19 protein-coding genes and 1 pseudogene are annotated in these 24382 nt (G+C 66.7%); 4 read left to right on the forward strand and 16 right to left on the reverse strand.

What is annotated here, in order from left to right:
• The first annotated feature begins 567 nt into the window (after nt 1-567).
• Nucleotides 568-1344: a hypothetical protein gene (locus tag P9K36_RS03475; RefSeq protein WP_148311213.1), complete on the forward strand. Its 777-nt coding sequence runs from the start codon at nt 568-570 to the stop codon at nt 1342-1344.
• A gap of 210 nt (nt 1345-1554) precedes the next feature.
• Here the strand turns inward: P9K36_RS03475 and P9K36_RS03480 are convergent, their stop codons facing one another.
• The 3 genes from P9K36_RS03480 to P9K36_RS03490 form a co-directional block, all read right to left on the reverse strand.
• Nucleotides 1555-2961 (reverse strand): phosphatidylserine/phosphatidylglycerophosphate/cardiolipin synthase family protein, encoded by a 1407-nt coding sequence (locus tag P9K36_RS03480; protein ID WP_100793898.1) that lies wholly within the window; start codon nt 2959-2961, stop codon nt 1555-1557.
• Nucleotides 2962-3171: 210 nt separating this feature from the next.
• Nucleotides 3172-3834 carry a response regulator transcription factor gene (locus P9K36_RS03485; RefSeq protein ID WP_043755526.1) on the reverse strand — a complete coding sequence of 221 codons (663 nt, stop codon included), beginning with the start codon at nt 3832-3834 and terminating at the stop codon, nt 3172-3174.
• A 9-nt stretch (nt 3835-3843) separates the two neighbouring features.
• Nucleotides 3844-5184: a histidine kinase gene (locus P9K36_RS03490; protein WP_111474247.1), complete on the reverse strand. Its 1341-nt coding sequence runs from the start codon at nt 5182-5184 to the stop codon at nt 3844-3846.
• A 175-nt stretch (nt 5185-5359) separates the two neighbouring features.
• On the opposite strand from P9K36_RS03490, the gene P9K36_RS03495 reads away from it, so the two are divergent.
• Nucleotides 5360-6271 carry an MBL fold metallo-hydrolase gene (locus P9K36_RS03495; RefSeq protein ID WP_043755530.1) on the forward strand — a complete coding sequence of 304 codons (912 nt, stop codon included), beginning with the start codon at nt 5360-5362 and terminating at the stop codon, nt 6269-6271.
• 154 nt (nt 6272-6425) lie between these two features.
• Here P9K36_RS03495 and P9K36_RS03500 read toward each other — a convergent pair whose 3' ends face one another.
• From P9K36_RS03500 to P9K36_RS03550, 11 genes are all read right to left on the reverse strand, one after another.
• Nucleotides 6426-6881: a carboxymuconolactone decarboxylase family protein gene (locus P9K36_RS03500; RefSeq protein WP_043755481.1), complete on the reverse strand. Its 456-nt coding sequence runs from the start codon at nt 6879-6881 to the stop codon at nt 6426-6428.
• A 556-nt stretch (nt 6882-7437) separates the two neighbouring features.
• Nucleotides 7438-8631 (reverse strand): IS91 family transposase, encoded by a 1194-nt coding sequence (locus tag P9K36_RS03505; protein ID WP_043388075.1) that lies wholly within the window; start codon nt 8629-8631, stop codon nt 7438-7440.
• Nucleotides 8632-8635: 4 nt separating this feature from the next.
• Entirely contained in the window at nt 8636-9541 is a 906-nt protein-coding gene (locus P9K36_RS03510; protein ID WP_179696864.1) for a tyrosine-type recombinase/integrase, read from the reverse strand.
• Nucleotides 9542-9986: 445 nt separating this feature from the next.
• On the reverse strand, nt 9987-10373 hold the full coding sequence (locus P9K36_RS03515; RefSeq protein WP_124263039.1) for a hypothetical protein: 387 nt from the start codon (nt 10371-10373) through the stop codon (nt 9987-9989).
• Between the two features lie 704 nt (nt 10374-11077).
• Nucleotides 11078-12271 (reverse strand): IS91 family transposase, encoded by a 1194-nt coding sequence (locus tag P9K36_RS03520; protein WP_043388075.1) that lies wholly within the window; start codon nt 12269-12271, stop codon nt 11078-11080.
• Nucleotides 12272-12275: 4 nt separating this feature from the next.
• Nucleotides 12276-13181, reverse strand: a complete 906-nt coding sequence (locus tag P9K36_RS03525; RefSeq protein WP_179696864.1) for a tyrosine-type recombinase/integrase — start codon at nt 13179-13181, stop codon at nt 12276-12278.
• A gap of 433 nt (nt 13182-13614) precedes the next feature.
• Nucleotides 13615-14640: a TRAP transporter substrate-binding protein DctP gene (dctP, locus tag P9K36_RS03530; RefSeq protein WP_111474246.1), complete on the reverse strand. Its 1026-nt coding sequence runs from the start codon at nt 14638-14640 to the stop codon at nt 13615-13617.
• Nucleotides 14641-14801: 161 nt separating this feature from the next.
• Entirely contained in the window at nt 14802-16775 is a 1974-nt protein-coding gene (locus tag P9K36_RS03535) for an aconitate hydratase (protein ID WP_111474245.1), read from the reverse strand.
• 132 nt (nt 16776-16907) lie between these two features.
• On the reverse strand, nt 16908-18371 hold the full coding sequence (locus tag P9K36_RS03540; protein WP_278307257.1) for an aldehyde dehydrogenase: 1464 nt from the start codon (nt 18369-18371) through the stop codon (nt 16908-16910).
• Nucleotides 18372-18501: 130 nt separating this feature from the next.
• Entirely contained in the window at nt 18502-19695 is a 1194-nt protein-coding gene (locus P9K36_RS03545; protein ID WP_043384646.1) for an iron-containing alcohol dehydrogenase, read from the reverse strand.
• Between the two features lie 43 nt (nt 19696-19738).
• Complete coding sequence (locus P9K36_RS03550; protein WP_278306566.1) at nt 19739-21391, reverse strand: MFS transporter; 1653 nt, start codon at nt 21389-21391, stop codon at nt 19739-19741.
• Nucleotides 21392-21831: 440 nt separating this feature from the next.
• Between P9K36_RS03550 and P9K36_RS03555 the strand changes: the two genes are divergently transcribed.
• Nucleotides 21832-22506 (forward strand): XRE family transcriptional regulator, encoded by a 675-nt coding sequence (locus P9K36_RS03555; protein WP_278306567.1) that lies wholly within the window; start codon nt 21832-21834, stop codon nt 22504-22506.
• A gap of 276 nt (nt 22507-22782) precedes the next feature.
• On the opposite strand, the pseudogene P9K36_RS03560 reads toward P9K36_RS03555, so the two are convergent.
• Together P9K36_RS03560 and P9K36_RS03565 are read right to left on the reverse strand one after the other, a co-directional pair.
• Nucleotides 22783-22911: pseudogene (locus tag P9K36_RS03560) on the reverse strand (IS3 family transposase); the annotation flags it as partial.
• Between the two features lie 222 nt (nt 22912-23133).
• Nucleotides 23134-23322, reverse strand: coding sequence for a hypothetical protein (locus tag P9K36_RS03565; RefSeq protein WP_124263038.1), 189 nt, complete (start codon nt 23320-23322; stop codon nt 23134-23136).
• A 334-nt stretch (nt 23323-23656) separates the two neighbouring features.
• Here P9K36_RS03565 and P9K36_RS03570 point away from each other — a divergent pair, with 334 nt between their 5' ends.
• A complete protein-coding gene (locus P9K36_RS03570) occupies nt 23657-23818 on the forward strand; it encodes a hypothetical protein (protein WP_158498437.1) in 162 nt (53 codons plus the stop codon).
• Nucleotides 23819-24382: the final 564 nt, after the last annotated feature.

Consider the following 24382-nt stretch of genomic DNA (forward strand, 5'->3'; position numbering starts at 1 on the left):
GATACTGAAGCCCACTAGTAAGACCGCGGTGACGGGTACATAGGCTATTGCAATCATCGCCCCTGTAGATAAGCGCTTGGTTGGCAGAAAGAAGCACCCCACCATTCCTAAAAACACTGGTGTCCACAAAGTAAGCTGATCTTATCCCATAACGCCATGTCGAATTGAAAAATATAAACCGAGTGTGATCCAAAATGGTGCAAGTAGTAAATTGATTGCCCAAAATATCGTGGCAATCTTGCGTCTCTGTCCGACGCCGATCCAGTCCACAACATGGTCTTTCAAGTGAACAAGCATGAACTAAGTTTACCACTCTTCTTTGGCGAAGCTGCCGTGGGGATAGCTTATCAACTCCAACTGGAATTTCCAGACGGCTGACGAATGGCTGCTTACGAGGTGCGGTGGCGAGTGTCGAAATGACTGGGTTAAGTCGCTTCTGGAAGGCCCGCTAGGGGTAGCCTTCGAACAGTCCGCGATGATGGCCGACCCAAGGCAAAACGGACGAAGGCGCGTCGTTTAGGCTTCGTAGACACCGCTCTTAAAGGAGGAAATGCCATCATACCGGGCATGCCGCTGAACCGCGCTGCCACTGCAATTATTATGATGTCGCTTATAGTCTGCTGCGCAACAGGCGCGGTAGCCTCAGAAGCGAACAACGGCTCGTCTCGGGACGTTGTGTTTATCTACCTCGTGCCCAGTGATCGCTCGGCGTCAGATACGTACCCTGCAAAAATTACATTTGCAGCTAAACACTTCCAGTCGTGGCTTGGGCAAAAACTGGGCGGCAATACATTTCGACTGCGCTATCCCGTTGTCCGGGTCATTCATTCTGACAAGCCCGCAAAATGGTTCAGCTCGGTCGAGCGATACAATGGTTACAGTGCTTTCTACCGCAACACGTTAGATGAACTCACGCGACTGGGGGCTGCCAAATTGAACGATCCACAGGCGCGCTTCATGGTCTACGTGGATGCCGACCACGCCTGCGGACAGTCCGGCGCTGGTGGCAATGGCGTCGCTGTGGTTTCAGCAAACGATCTCCGTGGCCTGAGCGGAGAAAAGATTGTGCCAGCCTGTGATCGGGCAAACGGCGCGGAGATTGCGGGGCGCTGTCGATGGATCGGAGGAATGGGTCATGAACTGCTGCATACGCTCGGTTTGGTCCATCCCGATCATTCGCCAGCATGCCAGACATCTCAATGCCGTTCCGAAGCCTTGATGATGCAGGGATACATTACGTATCCGCGGGCCATCCTTCTTGAGGAGGAAGTTTCGCTCTTGAACCGATCCCTCTTTGTGAGCGCCCGCCATACAGACAGTCCTATCGACTGCTCGCTTCCCTGATATGCCTCGGCATGTCCGCTCCTGACCGAAGCCCGTCGCACAATAGATGACCGGGTTGGGTCGCAAGCCGAATGGCTGCTTGGGGTGGAATTCAGCCGCCTGCTTCCGGGCCTGAACCTTCTGAAGTAGACACGGCCATCTCGCTCACCCCGAGCCATCGCAGGCTCATACGACGTCGCTCCCATCCTCCGACGCCTCACGAGCAGGCGTTTACCGACCGTAGTCCGCCGCGTTCAACGCGATGGCGATCCCAGGCGACCCCACGCCAAGCGCTGCCCCGCGACGGTTAGCATGGGCCACCTCACCGTAGAGCCGCATTGCGGCGCAATCATCTAGGGCGGACGTGTCCTGCCCTAGATGCTCCGCGAGCAGCTCGCAGCGCAGCGCTCGCACCACCGTCCCGTCCCATATGGAGGCGTTCAGTTCCACGTGCCCCCCAAGTGAGTTTGCGTGCAGGTTGCACGAGCCGATCGTTGCCCAGGCATCGTCAACCAGCATGATCTTGGCGTGGACGTAGACGGCGTGTGATCCCTTGCCATCTGCTACTCGGAGGCCCGCGAGCACGAAGTTCTCATGCTGATCGAGCGACTCAATGGCCTCAAACAGTCCCGCGCGAGTAGGGTCGCGACGAGCCGCACGGACCCACCCCTCCGGTTCCGAGGGAACGAGCAACACGACTTGCACCCCACGCTGTAGCGCCGCCCCCAACCTCCAAGCGAGCGCGGGCACCGGCAGCGCTTGGTTCTCGATGTAGATGGTCGATCGCGCGGCATCGATCGCCCGCTCGTATTGCTCCAGGATCGATCGTTCCCCCGCTTGGATCGCGTAGGGCTGCCCGCCCGGCGTGGCGGTACCGTCACCATAGCGGCCCGGTGGCACCATGCGCTGTATCTGCACGACGCTCATGCCTCTAGGCGCTGAGAAGCGGACCGGGAAGGGGAGCGACAAGACGCCGGCCGCCCCCCAAGTGCCGTCTGAGCAGTTTCTCTCGCTTGCCTCATTCCAGCGCTGGACGAAGTTGTGGTGCACGTCTGTCGCGGAGGGGCCGGTGACCTCGACATAAATGTCGTGCTGTCCGCCGTCCCGATGGCCGGGTGAGCCAAGCGCTTTTGCGGTCAGGTTCACACCGCCGACGAACACGGTCTCGGTAGGATGACCGGCATCGAGCAGCCAAGACTTTTGGTGCTGGCAGTACGCTGTCCCCGCTCGATCCCAACGAATGGCGAATCGAGCCCCCCGGGCACGGAGCAGTTCGCGGTCGTCATCTGTACCTGGGAAGGCGCGTCCGTAACGGCTGCTCTCTGGATTCGGCCGCCAAAAAAGCACGCGCACGTCGAGCCCACGCGCCACGGCGTCATCCAGCATGTCGAAGAGGCTGCGTCCATCCGCGAATTGGAAGTCGTGCGCGTAGAACGTGACCGTCAGCCAAATACTGTGCCTTGCCGCCTCGATAGCCTCTGCGATGCGCCGAAAGGCCGGCTCACCATCCACGAGGGGTCGCACCAAGTTGCCTGCGCGCACCGGGTAAGCGCCGGCGACGGCGGGGATGTAGCCTCGACGTTCCTCGTCAGGAGACGATGGGTCGAGATCAGGTCCGATGTGGGGTGTCTGGCTCATGCGGAAACTATGCGCGCTAGGCACCGCACGTCGAGGATAATGGCGCTAACTGGTCCAATCCGGATTTACTGGCCGGCCGACGAATGACCGCTTCTGGTGAGCGCTGATGTTCGCCCGCATGGCCGAGTTGGGTCGCCACCAGAAGGGCCGTTTGGGGTGGATTTCCGCCGGTCCGCTTCTGGTCGAAAGGTCGTCAAAGCAGACGAAGTGCTAGGGCTCCTTCAGCGCCAGTTCCTCCGAGGGCGATACAAGCCCAGCTCCGATCGCGATCCAAACGAGATGCGCATCGGTGCGCGCCCCGAGCGTGGCGCGGATTACCGAAAGGTTGTTGTGCACCGTCTTGAGGCTCAGGCACAGCGCCTCGGCGACGGCCTGCGCGGTCATCCCGCCGGCGGTCAGACCTAGGATTTCAAGCTCCCGCGGGCTGAGGTCGTCTAGCGCCGTGCGCCCCCCAGCTACCTCATCCTGAGCGATAGCGCGCGCGATGTCGGCGCTCATCGCCCGCTCACCGCGGAGCACGGTCGCCACCGCCGACAGCAGCTCACGGGGTGGGCTCGCCTTGCTGACATACCCGCTCGCCCCGGCGGCGAAGGCTTGGCGCGCGATCATCGCCCCGGTGCGCATGCTGAACACGACGATGCGAGCTGACCCATCCCATTGGCGGATATGACGGATAGCCTCGATACCGCTTGGGCCCGGCAGCGACAGGTCGAGGATCACGAGATCGGGCGCGTGAGCCTTGTAGTGGGAATAGGCCATTGCCGCGTTCTCGGCTTCAGCGACCACGACCAAGCCCGGCTGTCGCTCGATCAGGCGGCGATAGCCCTCGCGCACGACTGGATGGTCATCGACGAGCAGGATGGTTGTGGCCATGAGGCGATCTCAGCCGGCCGTCGGCACGGATGCACAGGCATGGATGCCTGAACCGGTGCCGGTGAGCGAAAAGCTTCCGCCCATGGCGGCGAGCCGCGCTCGGATGCCGACGAGCCCACGGCCCGTGTGAGAAGCTGTTCGGGACACATCGCCCCCACCGTCATCGTCGAGCGTCAGCGTCACCGTTCGTGGTCCGGCCTCCGACCGGCCGAGCCGCAGGAAGATCCGGCTCGGTTGGCCATGTCGCAAGGCGTTCGTCAGCAGTTCCTGCGCGATCCGATAGAGGCTCGCCGCCACGTTCTCGGATATGTCGGAGAGATCACCCCTGACATCGAGATGCAGGGCCGGCCCGGACCTGAGTTGTCCTCGCCAATCTGCCACGAGGCCACGCAGAGCCTCCTCCAATCCGGCTTCGGCGAGATCGGGCAGTTCGAGGCGGGCCAGGGCTCCACGCAGGCTCTCCCGCATGGTGGCGATGATGGCTTCGATACCCTGGGCGTCCTCGCGAAGATCGTCGCGCTCCGGGGGCGCAGCCAGTTCGATCGCTGCGGCACGTGCCCCCGCAGCGGCCAGGCACTGGCCGAAGGCATCGTGTAGGTCGCGCGCGAGGGCCTGCCGCTCTTCTTCTTGAACCGTGACGAGCCGCTGCATCAGGCCCGCGCGCTCGGCCTCAATGTGGGCAAGCCGGTCGGCGAGGGCGTTGCAGGCCCGGGCAATCCGGTCGAACTCGGTGGCGGCAAAGCTTGGCAGCGGCGGGCGGATGCCGGCCATATCGAGGTTTTCCAGCCCGTGCACGATCCGCCTAACCGGTGCGACGAGGCGCGTCACGGTGAGCCAGTTTAGAAGGAGCGTCGCCGCCGCCAAACCAAGGGCTAGTCCGCCTGCGAGGCGCGTGCGCCGCCAGAGACGAGCCGCCGATGCCATCGGATCGGGCCATGCCGTGACACTGCCGATGGTGCGTTCACGATACACGATCGCCCGGATCGTCGGCGCGGCAGCGGCCTCCCGGACGAGGGCTTCGCGGAACCACGCAGGGGCGGCATCGAGGCCGTCCCAGTCACCGCAAAAGCGGCGGGGCAATTCCACGCCGAGATGAATGTCGGCGCAGATGCCCGGCAGGAGCGTGACGATGGCCGGCGCGGCCTGCGGTGCGCTGGCGGGCATTGCAGCTGGTCCGGCGCTTCCGAGCCCCGGCTGACGCGCGAGCTGCGCGGCGATCCGATCTGCCGACATTGCAGCCTCCCAGCGGAGGCTCGCGTGAGCGTCCCAGGCGGCCCATGCGATCGCCCCCACTAGGCAGAGCGCGGCCACAACAAGAAGGCGCAGACCGAGATGTGTGGGCAGGCTCATGGATCAAGCAGCCGGGCTCGAAGCGAGGCTCTGATTTGGCACCGGGACCGTGAGGGTGCGCAAGCCATGGCTCACTCGGACGGGAAGAATGCCCGGGCTTCAGCGGGAGGACTTCCCTGGTCTGATCCCGCCACGATCCGGAGGATGGTGCTGTCCCCTCTCCACGGAGCCGACCATGTCGCTTCACCTGTCTCGCCGTAACCTCCTGGCTGCGTCCGCCCTGCTCCCGCTCGGATTTCACCTCCCTGCAATGGCCGCGCCCGTGAATGGCCCGTACCGGGTCGGCGCGTTCACGGTGACGCCGTTGCGCGACGGCCTCTTTCCGCTGGAGCCGAGCATGATCCCGGCCGCCGAAAGCCAGGCCGGACAAGCCTTGCTGGAGGGGGCCGGTCTTCCTGCGAAGGGCCCGTCGCCGGAGCCGGTCAACGCGTTCCTGATCCGACGCGGGGAACGGCACTGGCTGCTCGATGCGGGCTGCGGCACCGTCCTCGGGTCGGGCTTCGACAGGGTAACCGCGGCACTGGCGGCGGAGGGCGTGCGGCCGGAGCAGATCGAGACCATCTGGCTCAGCCATCTGCACGCCGACCATGCCGGTGGTCTCTTGACGCCGGACCGCCTCGCGCGGTTCGCAAACGCGGAACTCGTGCTGCAGGAGCGTGAGGTGGCCTACTGGTCGGATGCGGCTGCCAGAGCCTCCGCTCCGGCTCCATTGAGCCCGATGTTCGAGACCGCACAGGCGGTGCTGGCGGCCTATCCTGACAGGATCCGGCGTGTCTCCGGCGAGGCGGAGCTAGCACCGGGTATCCATGCGCTGCCGCTGCCCGGCCATACACCGGGACATATGGGCGTCTTGATCGCGGACGGCTCCGACGGCCTGCTGATCTGGGGCGACATCGTCCACTCGCGGATCCTACAGATGCCGCATCCGGATTGGACGGTGATCTGGGACACCGATCCAGCGGAAGCGATCACGACGCGACGGCGCATCCTCGACCGTGCGGCAGTCGACGGCTTGAGGGTGACCGGGATGCACCTCGCCACAAGTGGAAGGATCGAGCGTGCGGATACGGGTTATGCACTGGTCTAGCTGCGCCGCAACTAGGGGACCGCGGATGTCCGCTTTCGAGGTCTCTTCAATGGACAATTGGCGACCGCATTGGGTGGAAAGCTTCCGGTCTGCTCATCGATTGGCAGCCCGGGAAGCTGCCGTCGCCCCAGCCATGGTCGTGCTCGGAAGGGGCTCAGGCTTTCGCGACGACTGGAAGCCGGAAGGGCGCTCCGAGCCGATTGAATGCGTTCATCGCCGCGATGGCGATCGTGAGATCCACGAGATCCTTTGCCGTGAAAGCCGCGCTCGCGGCCGCATAGGCTTCGTCGGAAGCGTGCGTCTCGCTAACCAGTGTGACTTCCTCCGCCCACGCGAGCGCAGCTCGGTATTGGTCGGAGAACAGGTGGGGCACCTCGGCCCAGACTGGAACCAGGGCGACCTTCTCGAACGGCATCGTCTTGAGGAGATCACGGGAATGTAGGTCGATGCAATGCGCGCAGCCATTGATCTGCGACACGCGCAAGAAGACGAGGTGGATCAGTTCGTGGGGTAGGTCGGTGCCCGTGGTGATGTAGTGGTGGATGCCGAAGAGCGCCCTTGCGCCCTGCGGCGCCACCTCAGTCCAGACTAGCCGCTTGTTCTGACTCATGACGGATCCCAGTGCTCGGAACGCCGGAGATCGACGTTCGAAGCTACGACGAGCTGGCCCGCAAAGATGTGACATGCCACGCCACATTCCTGTTCGACAGGCGGACACGTGGCTCGTTCACGTTCGGACGTCCGCTTCGAAGCAGTCTCTCCGAGGCATTCGCCGACCGGATTGGGTCGTAAGCAGGATGGCCGCTTTTCCGAACGACTTTCTCCGAAGCGGACTGGCAGCTATCGTGAAGAGTTTCGGGCGCCGGCAGGCGTACGAAAGTCTCCGAGGAACGAACCCGCGGGGACCGAGGCAGTCGGCTATGGGGATTGAGCGATCCGGCCTGATGGCGCGGGCGAGCGCGATGGCCGGCGAGGGGCTCGGCGGAGATGGCGGGGTGATCCGCCGGGACAGGCCGACGGCCAGCACGGGGTGGTCGGAGCGATGGCCGGCGGGTCTCGGTCTGGATCGGGCGGCCGGAAGTGCGGGTCGAGGCGGTCGGGGCGCAACGCTCCTCCGGCCGCGGCTCGAAGGCCGGCGGCATGATGGTGGCTGACGACGTGCCGGGTCACGGTGCTCTCATCCCGGTCAGGGCGGACGCGGTCGGCGGACCGCGCGGTTGCAGGAAGCGGCCGAAGGTCTCGACGACCGTCATGCGGCCGCCGCAGCACCGGCAGGGTGAGCGCCAGTCGGGCGGCGCCGTGGGCTCGGGCGGGATGACCGGCGGCGGGACGGCGAGCAGCGCTCGGATACGGGTGAGGTTGGCCCGGCGGCCGGCGCTGGCGAGCAGACCGTAGTGGCGGATGCGGTGGAAGCCCTTGGGTAGGACGTGCAGCAGGAAGCGCCGGATAAACTCGTGCGGGCCCAGCGTCAGGGTGCCGTAGCGCTCAGGCCCGTCGCGACGGTAGTCCTTGATGCGGAAGGTGACGCCGGCCTCATCGAAGCTCATCAGCCGGCTGTTCGAGATCGCCACACGGTGGGTGTAGCGCGACAGGTAGGCCAGCACCGCCGCGGGACCGGCGAACGGGGCTTTGGCGTAGACGACCCAGCGCTTCGTCCGGGCCGGGGACAGATGGCGCAGGAAGGCGCGGCGCTCGGCCAGGGGCGCTAGGCCGCCAAAGAAGACGAGCCGTCCGGCCGCGTGCAGCGCGCTCAGCCCGACCAGGAACAGGCGGCGGAACAGCTTGCCCAGCACCCGCACCGGCAGGAGGAAGGCCGGCCGCGACGACACCCACCGTGCACCATCAGGCGAGAGGCCGCCGCCGGGCACGATCATGTGGACGTGGGGATGATGCGTCAGCGCCGAGCCCCAGGTGTGCAGCACGGCGGTCAGGCCGATGCGGGCGCCGAGGTGCCTGGGATCGGCAGCGATGGTCAGCATCGTCTCCGACGCCGCGCGGAACAGCAGGTCGTAGACGGCGGCCTTGTTCTGGAGGGCGATGTCGGCGACCTGCGTCGGCAGGGTGAACACGACGTGGAAGTAGCCCACCGGCAGCAGGTCGGCCTCGCGCTCGGCCAGCCATGTGCGGGCCGCCGCCCCTTGGCATTTGGGGCAGTGCCGGTTGCGGCAGGAGTTGTAGGCGATCCGCCGGTGGCCGCAGTCGCCGCAGCCCTCGACGTGGCCGCCGAGCGCGGCGGTGCGGCAGTGCTCGATCGCCGCCATGACCTTGAGCTGCCGCAGGCTCAGGTGGCCGGCCTGGGCCGCCCGGTAGGCCGGCCCAGCAGCGCGGAAGACGTCGGCGACCTCGATCGCGGCGCGCACCGTCTCAGCCGGGCGCGATCTCTCCCGTCTTGAACAGACCCAGCTTGTCCAGCGGACTGGTCACGGTGCGTACCGTGCGGGTGGCGACCTTGGTGTAGAACGCCGTGTTCTCCAGCTTGGCGTGCCCGAGCAAGACCTGGATCACCCGGATGTCGATGCCGTCCTCCAAGAGGTGGGTGGCGAAGCTGTGGCGCAGGGTGTGCGGGCCGACCCGCTTGGCGATATCGGCCGCCCGGGCCGCCTCGACCACGATGCGGTGGAGGTGGCGGGTGCTGATCGGCTTCATCGGATGCTGGCCCGGGAACAGCCAGCCGTCACGCTGCATGACGCCCTGCTGGCGTCCGACCTTCCACCACTGGCGCAGCAGGGTGAGCAGGTCCGCCGGGAGCAGCGCGTTGCGGTATCGTCCGCCCTTGCCGCGCTCGACCCGGATGAGCATGCGCGCGCTGTCGATGTCGATGACTTTGAGCGCTGCGACCTCGGCCACGCGCAGGCCGGCGCCATAGGCCACCGACAGAGCAGCCTGATGCTTGAGGCAGGTGGTGGCGTCGAGCAGCCGGGTGACCTCGTCGCGGCTGAGCACCACCGGCAGCGTGCGCGGATAGGCGAGCCGGACGAGCTGGCGCGCGAGGTCGGGCCGGTCGAGGGTGTGGGTGAAGAAGAAGCGCAATGCCGAGACGATGGCGTTGAGGGTCGGCACCGGCACGCCGGCCTCGCGCTGCTCGACCTGGAAGCGGCGCAGGTCCTGCGCGGTGGCCGTGTCGGGCCGGCGCCCGAGGAAGGTGGCGAGGCGGCCGACGTCGCGGATGTAGTTGCGCTGGGTCTCGTGCGAGAACCGGCGCAGGCTCATGTCGTCGATCAGGCGCTGGCGCAGGGGGCTGACCGCGCTGGCGGGGAGAAGATCGTGCATCGTGGGGCTCCTCGGATGAAGGAGCCTCGATGCTCGACCCGCCTCCGACGGGCCTCAAACGATGCGCGACGGTCCCGACCCTACCGCGCCCTCACCACACGCACCCTCCCGCGCAGCGGGTTCGTTCTTCGGCCAGTTCCAGTCCCATCGACGAGCGCCTCTGAACGGCTGGGTTGGGTCGATAGCGGGAGGGCTGCTCAGGGTGGTTTCCCGCCAGTCGGCTTCGAAGCGACATAGGCTTCAATCCGGACGGAGCAGTTCCGCTCCCGCGAGACCGTTCTCGGATCGTGCCGTAAGCAACAGACCTTCAGCGTTGACGACGTCATCGACCAGCTTATGACAGGCTACGCTCTTTCAGAGGCACAACGGGCCTTGGGCAGTATGCATTTTTCCGTCGGAGCCGTGTTGGCAGTGGGGCAACAAGTCATTGCAACCGGCCGCAGAATTATAGGGTTGAACTACCTTCATAATCTTTTTTGGATGTGACCGCGATTAATATATTGAGGGCAAACGTAGCCAAAGCAACTGATGCACTTGCGATAACTGGATATTCAATTTTTTTAATGTTGCAATAACAGTACAAAAGTGCCACCATTCCCACGAAAGTGATCAGCAAAATGTAATTTATCAACGGGCGTTTGATGGCGCAGTTATAGGTAAGCGCCAATAAAGGCCAAACAAATGCCGCTGAAAACATCAAAGCTGGAACTATTGTTAATACGAAAGTGAGCGCATTCAGGGTATCGCCAGACCCATTTAATTTGAAAATTACTGCATACTGCATAACTAAATTGATGATAGTTAATACTGCCAGAGTTGGGCCGTTTGACATAACTAATTCGCTTTACATAACAGTTAGATGGCGCGTGCAGTTGAGTCGGATGAAATATATTCGATCGTCTTGCAAGGCAGGACGGCGAAATAGCAGCATATGGGTTTTGATCCGGCTGGGAATGAACCGTCAGCCTGAACTGAACTTTGATCATCTCCGCTTCGAGATCGGCTATCTTCTTCGCATCACATCACCTTCGTGATTGATAGTCCTATGGGCGGTGCGCCCCGTATAGCGCGAACCACGGCAATTTCCGATACCGCTCTGTAGGGCTAGCGTCCGCTTTCGAGAAACGGGCGAGAGCCGCCGAGTGGCTGAGTTGGGTCGATAGGAGGCCGTCCGGTTTTGCGGCGGCCCCTCTCCGAAGCGGACCGGCAGCTTTCGTGAAGAGTTTCGGGCGCCGGCAGGCGTACGAAAGTCTCCGAGGAACGAACCCGCGGGGACCGAGGCAGTCGGCTATGGGGATTGAGCGATCCGGCCTGATGGCGCGGGCGAGCGCGATGGCCGGCGAGGGGCTCGGCGGAGATGGCGGGGTGATCCGCCGGGACAGGCCGACGGCCAGCACGGGGTGGTCGGAGCGATGGCCGGCGGGTCTCGGTCTGGATCGGGCGGCCGGAAGTGCGGGTCGAGGCGGTCGGGGCGCAACGCTCCTCCGGCCGCGGCTCGAAGGCCGGCGGCATGATGGTGGCTGACGACGTGCCGGGTCACGGTGCTCTCATCCCGGTCAGGGCGGACGCGGTCGGCGGACCGCGCGGTTGCAGGAAGCGGCCGAAGGTCTCGACGACCGTCATGCGGCCGCCGCAGCACCGGCAGGGTGAGCGCCAGTCGGGCGGCGCCGTGGGCTCGGGCGGGATGACCGGCGGCGGGACGGCGAGCAGCGCTCGGATACGGGTGAGGTTGGCCCGGCGGCCGGCGCTGGCGAGCAGACCGTAGTGGCGGATGCGGTGGAAGCCCTTGGGTAGGACGTGCAGCAGGAAGCGCCGGATAAACTCGTGCGGGCCCAGCGTCAGGGTGCCGTAGCGCTCAGGCCCGTCGCGACGGTAGTCCTTGATGCGGAAGGTGACGCCGGCCTCATCGAAGCTCATCAGCCGGCTGTTCGAGATCGCCACACGGTGGGTGTAGCGCGACAGGTAGGCCAGCACCGCCGCGGGACCGGCGAACGGGGCTTTGGCGTAGACGACCCAGCGCTTCGTCCGGGCCGGGGACAGATGGCGCAGGAAGGCGCGGCGCTCGGCCAGGGGCGCTAGGCCGCCAAAGAAGACGAGCCGTCCGGCCGCGTGCAGCGCGCTCAGCCCGACCAGGAACAGGCGGCGGAACAGCTTGCCCAGCACCCGCACCGGCAGGAGGAAGGCCGGCCGCGACGACACCCACCGTGCACCATCAGGCGAGAGGCCGCCGCCGGGCACGATCATGTGGACGTGGGGATGATGCGTCAGCGCCGAGCCCCAGGTGTGCAGCACGGCGGTCAGGCCGATGCGGGCGCCGAGGTGCCTGGGATCGGCAGCGATGGTCAGCATCGTCTCCGACGCCGCGCGGAACAGCAGGTCGTAGACGGCGGCCTTGTTCTGGAGGGCGATGTCGGCGACCTGCGTCGGCAGGGTGAACACGACGTGGAAGTAGCCCACCGGCAGCAGGTCGGCCTCGCGCTCGGCCAGCCATGTGCGGGCCGCCGCCCCTTGGCATTTGGGGCAGTGCCGGTTGCGGCAGGAGTTGTAGGCGATCCGCCGGTGGCCGCAGTCGCCGCAGCCCTCGACGTGGCCGCCGAGCGCGGCGGTGCGGCAGTGCTCGATCGCCGCCATGACCTTGAGCTGCCGCAGGCTCAGGTGGCCGGCCTGGGCCGCCCGGTAGGCCGGCCCAGCAGCGCGGAAGACGTCGGCGACCTCGATCGCGGCGCGCACCGTCTCAGCCGGGCGCGATCTCTCCCGTCTTGAACAGACCCAGCTTGTCCAGCGGACTGGTCACGGTGCGTACCGTGCGGGTGGCGACCTTGGTGTAGAACGCCGTGTTCTCCAGCTTGGCGTGCCCGAGCAAGACCTGGATCACCCGGATGTCGATGCCGTCCTCCAAGAGGTGGGTGGCGAAGCTGTGGCGCAGGGTGTGCGGGCCGACCCGCTTGGCGATATCGGCCGCCCGGGCCGCCTCGACCACGATGCGGTGGAGGTGGCGGGTGCTGATCGGCTTCATCGGATGCTGGCCCGGGAACAGCCAGCCGTCACGCTGCATGACGCCCTGCTGGCGTCCGACCTTCCACCACTGGCGCAGCAGGGTGAGCAGGTCCGCCGGGAGCAGCGCGTTGCGGTATCGTCCGCCCTTGCCGCGCTCGACCCGGATGAGCATGCGCGCGCTGTCGATGTCGATGACTTTGAGCGCTGCGACCTCGGCCACGCGCAGGCCGGCGCCATAGGCCACCGACAGAGCAGCCTGATGCTTGAGGCAGGTGGTGGCGTCGAGCAGCCGGGTGACCTCGTCGCGGCTGAGCACCACCGGCAGCGTGCGCGGATAGGCGAGCCGGACGAGCTGGCGCGCGAGGTCGGGCCGGTCGAGGGTGTGGGTGAAGAAGAAGCGCAATGCCGAGACGATGGCGTTGAGGGTCGGCACCGGCACGCCGGCCTCGCGCTGCTCGACCTGGAAGCGGCGCAGGTCCTGCGCGGTGGCCGTGTCGGGCCGGCGCCCGAGGAAGGTGGCGAGGCGGCCGACGTCGCGGATGTAGTTGCGCTGGGTCTCGTGCGAGAACCGGCGCAGGCTCATGTCGTCGATCAGGCGCTGGCGCAGGGGGCTGACCGCGCTGGCGGGGAGAAGATCGTGCATCGTGGGGCTCCTCGGATGAAGGAGCCTCGATGCTCGACCCGCCTCCGACGGGCCTCAAACGATGCGCGACGGTCCCGACCCTACCGCGCCCTCACCACACGCACCCTCCCGCGCAGCGGGTTCGTTCTACGGCCAGACTGCGTCACGCCGGATCGTCAGCGCACGCAGGACCAGACATTCGGCATTGCGCCCAAACCGGTCTCTGGGTCGAAACGCGGACATCTCGAAAGCTGACCTGCGGCTTGAGCGGACATGCGGCTTGACGACCGCGCTGGGGGCCGCCGCGGAGGGCTTCGGAGGCATCCCTTCGGTCTCGACGCGCGTCGGCATTCAGGGGGTCGATGCCGCGCTCGCAGATCCCGGCAGACATCTCGGCGAGCGTCGGATATCGCTTATGCGTTCCGCAGGAGGCGGAGCCGCATCCGGGCGCACCTCACTGCACCTGCTCCGCGAGCCTGAGCAGCTCGGCGCACGAGGCGTTCTTGCCGGCGAAATCCTTCCAGGCCGTGTCGCGGGCCGCCTCACGCCATGTCTGAATGTGATCGGCCGTGAGTTCGTGGATCTTGGCACCGCGGGCGGCGTAGATCTTGGTGATCTCCTCGTCATCGGCCTTGGCGGCCGCGAAGGAGAAGACCTCCAGCTCCTGGCCGATCTCCTGAACAGCCCTCTGCTGCTCCGGCGTCAGCGCCTCGAACGTTGCCTTGGAGATGATCAGCGGCTCCAGGATGAACCAGAAGGAGCGCCCCCGGCCGGCGGTGAGGTTCTTGGTCAGCTCGTCGAGACGGAACGAGATCAGGCTCGTGGAGGCGCTCACCGCCGCCTCCAGCGCACCGGTCTGCATGCCGATATACATCTCGCTCGACGGCATGGTGGAGACGATGGCGCCGGAGGCCTGGAACACGAGGTCCATCTCGCGGCCGCCGCCGCGGATCTTTACGCCCTTCACGTCGGAGGGCACGAGGATCGGGTGGACGCGCGAGGCGACCGCTCCCGATTGCCAGACCCAGGTCACGATCATCACGCCCTTGTCGTTGAGCGTTTTGGCGAGCCGCTCTCCGACCGGGGCGGTGCGCCACCGGGCGGCCTGATCGTAGTTCGTCACCAGGGCCGGCATCAGGGCGATGTTGGCCTCCGGCAGCTCGCCGCCCGCGTAGGAGAGCGGCACGAGGCTCAGGTCGACGGCCCCTTTGCGCACCGCGCTGAACTGCGCGAGCGTCTTCACCAGCGAGGAACCCGGATAGACCTGTACCGTCAGGCTGCCGCCGGTGCGCTTCTCGAGCTCATGGCCGAAGCGGCGGCAGATGCGGTCGCGGGCGTCACCGGACTCCAGAGTGCCGCCCGGAAACTGGTGCGAGATGCGCAGCACCTTCGGCGCCTGTGCCCGCAGCACGGCCGGGCTGGTGATCAGGCCGGCGCCGATCGCCGCCGATCCGAGCAGGTTGCGGCGTGTGACGATCATGCTGAGTCCTCCATCTTTTCGTGACGGTGAAGCCTGTCACCGATAGACGTGTTCGATCTCGGGTTCTGGGGCGACCGGCCGGCGGCACCCGACCCGGGCCGGGAGCCAACGTGTGCGGCGCGCGCCTCACAGGTGCCGCTCGCCGGCCTGGTCAACAGTTCTCAGGCGACGGTGCGGGCGGGTTCGGGCTGGATGCGCCCGCGCAGCCAGTTGATCACGCCGCCCGCGAGCAGGATCTCGATCTGGCGCGGCGACAGGTCGTGCCGCAGCCGGATCGTCGCCTTGCCGCCCCGGACGGTCGCGGTGATCTCCCGGCCCGCCGCCAGCGCGTCGGCGACGCCGGTGATCTCCACCGTGTCGCCCATCTCCAGCCGGTCGTAGTCGGCCAAGTCCTGGAAGGTCAGCGGCAGGACGCCGAAATTTACGAGGTTCTGCCAGTGGATCCGGGCGAAGCTCTTGGCCAGCACGACCTCCAGCCCGAGATAGCGCGGGGCGAGCGCGGCGTTCTCGCGGCTCGAGCCCTGGCCGTAATTCAGGCCGCCGACGATGGCGTGGCCGGCGCGCTCCTTGCCGCCTTGCTTCGCCCGCTTCGGGTAGGTGTCGTCGATCGGCTCGAAGGTGAACTCGCTCGTCTTCGGGATGTTCGACCAATAGGGCATCACCCGGGTGCCCGCCGGCATGATGTCGTCGGTGGAGATGTCGTCGCCGGTCTTCAGCATCACCGGCACGCGGATGTCGGGCCCGAGCTTGCCGAGGTCGGGCAGCGTCGTGATGTTTTCGGATTTCTCCAGCCGCACCGCCCGGGCCTCCGCCTCGGCCAAGGGCGCCACCAGCATCGTGGTGTTGGCCGGCACCATCGCGGGCGGCACGATCCGCGGGTAGGGCATGTCGAGGGTGCGCGGATCGGTGATGATGCCGGTGAGCGCCGAGGCCGCAGCCGTCTCCGGGGAGCACAGGAACACGCTGTCCTCCCGGGTGCCGGAGCGGCCGGGGAAGTTGCGCGGCACCGTCCGCAGGGAGTTGCGCCCTGAGGCGGGGGCCTGGCCCATGCCGATGCAGCCGTTGCAGCCGGCCTGATGGACCCGAGCGCCGGCGTGGATAAGGTCGGAGAGCTGGCCGTCCCGGATCAGGGACTCCAGCACGACCCGGGTCGAGGGGTTGATGTCGAAGGACACCCGATCGTGGGCGGTGCGGCCCCTCACGATGGCGGCCGCCACGGCGAAGTCGCGGAAGCCCGGATTGGCCGAGGAGCCGATGTAAGCCTGGTAGATCTCGGTGCCGGCGACCTCCGAGACGGGCACGACGTTGCCGGGGCTCGACGGCTTGGCGATCATCGGTACGAGGGAGGACAGGTCGACCTCCTCGTGGTCGTCGTAAGCGCAGCCCGCGTCGGCCGCGAGCGGCGTCCAGTCGCCGCCGCGCCCGACACCGTCGAGGAAGGCCTTCGTCGACGCATCGGAGGGGAACACGCTCGTGGTGGCGCCCATCTCGGCGCCCATGTTGGCGATGACGTGCCGGTCCATGGCGGTCAGGCCCTCCAGGCCCGGCCCGTAATACTCGATGATCCGGCCGAACCCGCCCTCGACCCCGTGGCGGCCGAGCAGCGTCAGGATCACGTCCTTGGCGCTCACCCAGTCGGGCAGCGACCCGGTCAGCTTCACGCCCCAGACCCGGGGCATGCGCAGCTGCAGCGGCTCGCCCGCCATGGCGAGCGCCACCTCGACGCCGCCCGCCCCGAAAGCCAGCATGCCGAGCGAGCCGGCCGCGGGGGTGTGGCTGTCGGAGCCGACCAGCGTCTGGCCGGGCTTGCCGAAGCTCTGCATGTGGACCGGATGGCTGATGCCGTTGCCCGGCCGCGAGTACCAGACCCCGAATCGGCGGCAGGCCGAGCGCAGGAACATGTGCTCATCCGCGTTGAGCTGGTCGTTCTGGACAAGGTTGTGGTCGATGTATTGCGCCGCGAGACCGACCTTGACGCGCTCGACGCCCATCGCCTCCAGCTCAAGCATGACGAGGCCGCCGAGCACGTCCTGCAGGAGGGTTTGGTCGATCCTGAGAGCGATCTCGCCGCCCGGGGTGAGGTCGCCCTCGGCGAGGTGGGACTGGACGAGCTTCTGCGTCAGGTTCAACGCCATCGGGGGCCTCCCTCGTGATCCGTGTCGCGGGCTGCCGGGCGCTGGCCCGGGCTCCCGTCTTGTCGTCGCGTCCAGGCGCCAGGTCTTGCAGTATTTTCCAGCTTGGACCGGCGCGCCGTACCTCTAGTTACCTTATTGCAGAGTGAACGGGTTCGTGATGGACGATTTTGGATTGATAAAGACGCTCTTTGTCTCAAGGTACTCGTGGATCGCCGCGAGCCCGTTCTCCCGACCGATGCCGGAGCTCTTGAACCCGCCGAAGGGCGCGAGGTAGCTGACCACACGGTAGGCGTTCACCCAGACGGTGCCCGCACGCAGGCGCCTGGGCAGGTTCAGGGCCCGTCCGAGATCCGTCGTCCAGAACCCGGCGGCGAGGCCGTAGGGCGTGTCGTTGGCGATCGCCACGGCTTCATCGTCGGTCTCGAACGTCATGATCGATAGCAACGGGCCGAACACCTCCTCGCGGGCGATCCGCATCTGGTTGGTCACGCCCGTGAAGATCGTCGGCTCGACGAACCAGCCCTCGCCGAGCCGGGGATCGCTCGCCCGCTTGCCGCCGAGCACGCAGCGGGCGCCCTCAGCCTTGGCGATCTCGATGTAGTCCAGAACCTTCGCGAGTTGCGGCTCGGTGGCGATCGGGCCGACATCGGTATCGGCCGCGCGGGGATCGCCGAGCCGGGCCTCCCGCATGCGCGCCACGAGCTTCTCGACGAAGGCGTCGTGGATCGAGGCGTGCAGCAGCAGCCGCGAACCCGCCATGCAGGTCTGGCCGGCGGCGGCGAAGATGCCGGAGATGACGCCCTTGACCGCCGCGTCGATGTCGGCGTCCGCGAATACGATGTGCGGGGACTTGCCCCCGAGTTCCAGCGACACGCGCTTGAACTGGCGGCCCGCGGCCTCCGAGATTTTGGCACCGCCGAGGTCGGAGCCCGTGAAGGCGATGCGCTCCACGAGCGGGTGCTCGACCAGCGCGCGGCCGGCCTCGGCCCCGTAGCCGGTCACCACGTTGACGACACCCTTCGGGAAGCCCGCTTCCTCGAACAGCCGCGCCAGCCCGAGCATGGAGGCCGAGGCGAACTCGGAGGGCTTGACGACCACGGTGTTGCCCGCCGCGAGCGCCGGTGCGAGCTTCCACACCGTCAGCAGGAGTGGCGAGTTCCACGGCGTGATCGCTCCGACCACGCCGATCGGCTCGTGTACGACGTAGTTGAACATGCCGACCTTGTCGGTCGGCGGCACCGAGCCCTCGATCTTGTCGGCGAGACCGCCGTAGTATTGGAACCAGCGCGGCAGGTACTTCATCTGGCCGAGCATCTCGACCATGAGCTTGCCGTTGTCGCGGACCTCCAGATCGGCCAGCTCCTGCGCGTTCGCGGCGATCACGTCGCCGAGACGGTGGAGCAGCAGCCCGCGGTCGCTGGCGGTCATGCGCGCCCACGGACCGTCGGAGAACGCGGCGTGCGCCGCGCGGACGGCCGCGTCGACGTCCGCGGCGCCGGCCTCGGGGATCCGCGCCCAGACCCGGTTGGTGTAGGGATCCTTGGTCTCAATCCATCGCCCGGTGGCCGAGGCACGCCAGTCGCCGTCGATATACATGTCCAGGTCGCGCACGCCGGCCTCCGGCCCGCGCTCCGACGCGGCGCTTGAACCCGGCTGGCCGGGGGTCGAGGACTCGTCCATCCCTGATCTCCTGATCTGTGTCTGGTTCCCGCGCGTCCCCTGGGCCTCAGCGGCCGAGGCAGCGCTCGTAGATCCGAGTCGCCTGCGCGACGGTCATCGGCCGGGCCGCCGGCGCGACGATGTGGGTATCCTCGTCGATGTGCGGCGGCGTCTGCGGCGCGTAGAGGCCCGGAACCGCGAGGCGGGCCATCTCGGCGCAGCGCTCCGGCGGCAGGTGATCCGGCGTCAGATGGCGGGCGAAGCCGATGTCGTCGTAGAGGCGGAACAGGGCCGCGACGCCGGCCTCAATGGCCTGCGCGTCGGTGAGGCCGGCGACGTCGGCCCCGAGGGCCTCGGCCAGCCGTCGGCCCTTGGCGGGCACCGCCGCTGCGTTGTGGGCCATGGTCCAGGGCACGAGCGTCCCGACGCCGAGCGGGTGCGCGAGGTCGAGATGGCCTTCGAGGGGCAACGACAGGGCGTGCGCGTGGCTGAGCCGGGCGTTGCCGCAGGCGATGTTGGACATGGCCGAGGCGAGCAGGTTGTCGGCCCGCGCGGCCTCGTCGCCGTCGAGGATCGAGGCGCGCATCGAGGCGGCCTGCAAGCGGGCCGATTCCAGCGCCAGCGCGTCGGTGAGCGGCGAGGCGAGATCCGACAGGTAGGCCTCGATCGCGTGCGTCAGCGCGTCGACCGCGGGCAGGACCGCCGCGCTCCGCGGCAGCGTCGCAAGCACCGCGGGATCGAGGACGGCGACCGCCGGGAAGCTCAGCGGCCCGCCGGCGAGGAGCTTCAGGTGCCGTTCCTCGTCCTTGACGATGGTGAACTGCGAAACCTCCGACCCCGAACCCGCCGTGGTCGGCACCATGACCATCGGCAGCGCCGGCCGGTCGAAATTCCCGGCGCCCAGGTGATCGCGCAGGGTGGTGCCGTTGGCCGCGACGATCGCCACGCCCTTGCCGGTGCACATCACCGAGCCGCCGCCGACGCAGACGATGCCGTCGATCCGCTCCGCGCGGCAGCGGGCCGCCTGTTCGTCGATGTGCGCGAGCCGCGCGTCGATCCCGCAGGCGTCGAACAGCGCGGTCTCGAGCCCCGCCGCTCTCAGGCTGTCGAGGACGCGGGCGAAGAAGGCTTGCTTGCCGATCACCGGATCGGTGACGACCAGAACGTTGCGACATCCCAGGCCGTGGGTCGCCGGCCCGACGCCGTCGAGGGAACCGGGACCCCAGACGACCCGGGTCGGCATGAAGTAGGTCAGGCTCATGGCACGCTCCGCTGTGGCATCCGGCGTCAGGGCGCGGATTGGGTCAGGCCCGGGAGATGTCCGTCCCGCGCGTCTCGCGCGCGAACAGGAGGCTGAGGATTGCCGCGGCGACGGCGACGCCGATCGGGTAGTAGAGGCCGGAATAGACGTTGCCGGTGGCCGCCACGATCGAGAAGGCGGTGGCCGGCAGGAACCCCCCGAACCACGCTGAGCTGAGATTGTAGGGGAACGACATCGCCGTGTAGCGGATGCGCGAGGGGAACATCTCCAGCAACGCGGTGGTGGAGGCCGAGAAGGTCATGGTGCCGAAGCTCAGGAGGACGAACAGCAGCAGCACGATCATCGGCTTGTTGATGGCGTTCGGGTCCGCGTCGCCGAGCGGGTAGCCGGCGGCGGCCAGCGCGGCCTTCAGCTCGCGCTCGAACCGCGCCCTCTGGGTAGCCGCATCGGGCGTGTCGCCCGCGTAGCCGGCCACGCGCGCGGAGCCGACCTGCACCGTCGCCGGACCCGTGCCGCTGCGCCGGTCGTAGCTGAGGCCGAGCTTGGCGACCGCGTCCGTCACCACGTCGCAGGACGACGTGAACGTGGCGGTCCCGACCGGGTTGAACTGCACCGCGCACTCGGCGGGATCGGCCACCACGGTGATCGGCGCATTCTCCTGCGCCCGCGCCAGCGCCGGGTTCGCGTAGGTGGTCAGGGCGTGGAAGATCGGCAGGGTCAGCACCGCCGCCAGGACGAAACCCATCAGGAACACCGGCTTGCGGCCGATGCGGTCGGCCAGGGCGCCGAACACCACGTAGAGCGGCGCCGAGAGCGCGGTGGCGATGATCAGGAGCAGGTTGGCGGTCAGCCCCTCGACCTTGAGGACCTTGGTCAGGAAGAAGAACGAGTAGAACTGGCCCGTGTACCAGACCACCGCCTGGCCGGGGACGATGCACAGGGCCGCGATGAGGATCAGGCGCAGGTTGCGCCACTGGCCGAAGGCCTCGGCCACGGGGGCCTTCGAGCCCTTGCCCTCCGCCTTCATGCGCCGGAACTCCGGGCTCTCGTCGAGCATCAGCCGGATCCAGACCGAGATGGCCAGCAGGATCACCGAGACCAGGAATGGGATGCGCCAGCCCCAATCCGTGAACGGACCTGCCCCGAGGCTGAGGCGGAGCGGGATGATCACCCCGACGGCCAGCAGGAAGCCGAGCGCCGCGGTCAGGACCACGTAGCCGTTCCAGGCCGCACGACGGTCGGCCGGGGCGTGCTCGGCCACGTAGATGATGGCGCCGCCGAACTCGCCGCCAAGGGCCAGCCCCTGGATCATGCGCAGGGTGATGAAGGCGATCGGCGCCGTGATGCCGATGGTCGCGTAGGTCGGCACGAGGCCGACCACGAAGGTCGAGAGGCCCATCAGCAGGATGGTGACGAGGAAGGTGTATTTCCGGCCGACGAGGTCGCCGAGGCGGCCGAACACGACGGCGCCGAACGGGCGCAGCAGGAAGCCCGCGGCGAATCCCAGAAGTGTGAAGATGAAGCCCGCTGTCGGGTTCACCCCGGAGAAGAAGGCTTTGGCGATCTCAGAGGCCAGCAGCCCGATCAGGAAGAAATCGTAGAACTCGAACACCGTGCCGAGTGAAGCGGCCACGATGACGCGCTTCTCCTTGGCCGTCATGCTCGCGGCACGACCCAACACAGCGGCTGTCGCCATCTCACATCCCCCCGGACGCTGAGGACAGCACGGTGAGGCCGCCCGTCCTGTTCTGAAGTTCGACATCCGAACAAGGAGGTTCGGCCGTCGAGTGCTCAAACTCCGGGGCGGAGTCGGTCTGGGTGAGGCCAGGCTTCGGACGACGTTCGGGCGAAGAGTCTCGCGCCAGCACCGCACGGCCCCGGATCTACGGATCCAGGGGGCATTCTAGGCGCTTCCTTCCCGATCGGCCGTCTCGGCCTTGTTCACCCCGCCCGCGCATTCACGGCCGGAATTGGTGATTCGCGATCACATTTTTCTTCTATAGAAGAATTCACTGGATTGATAGGGGATGATGGAACGGCCCGCGGGCTCATCTTTTCGACGACGCTTGGATCGCCGGTGTAAAGCCCTGTATGGCGGCCCGTGCTGCCGGGATCCTGGGATGTGGCTCGCCTCCGATGAAGACCTCGCCCGATCGTGATCGTGCTTTGACGGCCGACATCGGTCCATCACCGCTCGGCGACGAGAGCAGCGAGCACGACAGGGACGCTGAGTCGCAGGGGCGACTGGGCGAAACGGTCTCGAAAAATCTCGGCGGGCGCGTCCGTGACCTGCGCAAGAAGCGAGGCTTGACGCTCAACGAGTTGTCCGGGCGCTCTCAGGTGAGCCGGGCCTTCCTCTCCGCGATCGAGCGGAGCGAAAAGTCGCCGACCCTGCCGATCATCGTGCGCATCGCGCGAGGGTTGAACGTTTCGATGTCGGCCCTGCTCGGCGTCGAGCCGGCGGCGACCGGGGTCGCGTCGAACCGGAGCGCGGACCAAGTCACGTTCCGCGATCCGCAGAGCGGCTTCGAGCGGACGGTGCTGTCGCCCCTGCGCGAGGGTGGGGGCGCCGAGATCGTCAAGCACTGCATTCCGCCCGGCCAATCATCCGGGCTTCTGCCCGTCTATCCGACCGCGGTCGAGAAACATATCCTGATGCAGGAAGGCGAATTGACCGCCCTGATAGATGACCGAGAGTACAAAATCTCATCCGGGGACACCCTCTCCTTCATGATCGAGTCGTCTTACCGTCTGTGTAACGAGGGGTCTGTCCCCTGCGTGTACATCGTCGTCATGGTGGAGAGGGGCTAGCGCGGGCAGCTGGGCGGGTCCGGCGGCCTGCGAGTCGTAGCGGCCTATGCGGCGGCCCATGCTTCACTTGCGCCGGGCCCGGGGCGAACCCGGCCCCGTGAACCGGCCAGCCACGACGGGGGCGGCGTTCGGGATCCGGCTTACGGCCGGATAGATCGGGTCTGCTTTCGCGGCGTGTCTCCTCCGGAGCGGACCAGCCGATATCGGCCAGACTACGTCATGCCAAATCGCCATCGCGCGCAGAACCGGACGTTCGGCTTCACGCCCATCTCGGTCGCCGGCCTCAGTAAGGCGCTCAGTGTAGCGGATGCTGACGTAGTGCGAGCTGCGGTCGGAGTGGCAGACGAGGCCACTACCAGCGGAGGGGCGGCGCTCGTGCCTGGCCTGCTCCAGGACATAGAGGAGGCCTTGCTCCGCCCACATCGTCTTGTCCGCCGACGTTCGCAGGTAGTCGCTCACCGCACAGGACGTTTCGTCCAGCCCCGCCTCGATGGTCTCGAGCTAGCGGACGAACGTAGGTCGCACGGCTAACAGGGCTTCTATGTCGCCCGGCACGGGCTTGGGAGCCAGGGAGATCAGAAGCTCCGGCAGGTTGAGCCTTCGGACGAAGGAACGGAACTGCCGCTTTTAGGCATCTCCTTCGATGATCGCCGGCCTGCCTTCGCGGATCAATTCGTCGGCCCATTCCTTCGCGATGCCGATGGCGCTTTTGGCTATGGCCAACGCGAGTTCCGGCGGAACCGTCACCTCGATGAGTTTCAGCAAAGGCGAAACGGGAGAGTGGTCGCCGTTCTCCAGACGGAACCGAGCAATCACGCATGCTCGAAGGTCCTTGTCCGCGGCTAGATATCTTTTCAGATGCGATGCGCACGCGGCGGATGTCGCGGTATTCTAGACCAGTCTTCCGACCTTCGCGTCGACCGAAGCCACCTCGTCTTCGCTGCGGGCTTCGTGAAGCGCCTGGACCAACTTTCCTGTCCGCGTCGGCACCACGTAGAGGCTGAACCGCGCCTTCAAGACGTCGATGCTGCCGCGCCGGCACCCTCCAAGCCAATGCGAAGGTCTTCCAGAGATCGGCCGTCCTGTCGGGCACCGGATTCTGCCTGGGCCCGCTCTTGCATTGCTCAAGCAGTACGGAGCCGTCCGGGTAGTGAACGGCGACATCGTCCCGGTGCTCGAGCGGGACGAGCGCTCCCGGCGGAGCCGTCAGAAGGTGATGGCAGAAGCGCACCGGCTGAAGCGCGAAGCCATTATACTGGCCAGGCGCCGCATGCGCGGCTTGCTTCGAGGCGATGTCCATTTCGTACCTTGAGGAACAGTTCCGCAAGAGAGAGGGAAGGTCATCTCCCTCGAGGTGCCCGTCACCCGATTTCCGTCGTCCTCCGCAGGTGCCGATGATGAGCCGCTGCCCCCGACTCGGCGAGCTCTGATGCAAGCCACGCGGGAGCACGCTTCCGGAGAGGCGGTGGGAGGCGACGATAGGACGTCCGCCGACTTGCGATCGGACACCTCTCACCTCCGACCTTTGGATGGGAGGAGAATGCCGCCTACAGGACCCGTCGTCGATGGCGACACCTTCCACGGTGCGACGGCCCAGATCGTCGCCGTTGCCGGTCACGCCGCACGGTTCCTTCCGGCCGCCTGGCTCAGGCCGGGTTGAAGGAACCACTGTTCCTTTATCTCGAGCGAATCAGTTGTGTCGCGGCGCTTGGCGGCGCGAGACCGGTGTACCTTCAGAAGCTGGAGCCGGTGCCGCCGTGGGGGGACAAATCGGGGTCAAACCGCGAATCTAACTTTCGCAAAATCCAGCAACCGCAGCGACTTAGATGATGTCGAGTCATGCTGGCGGAGACGGAGGAAGTCGAACCCTCGTTCC

The organism is Methylobacterium sp. 391_Methyba4, from assembly GCF_029691625.1.
In the GTDB taxonomy this organism is placed as follows: Bacteria; Pseudomonadota; Alphaproteobacteria; order Rhizobiales; family Beijerinckiaceae; genus Methylobacterium; species Methylobacterium fujisawaense.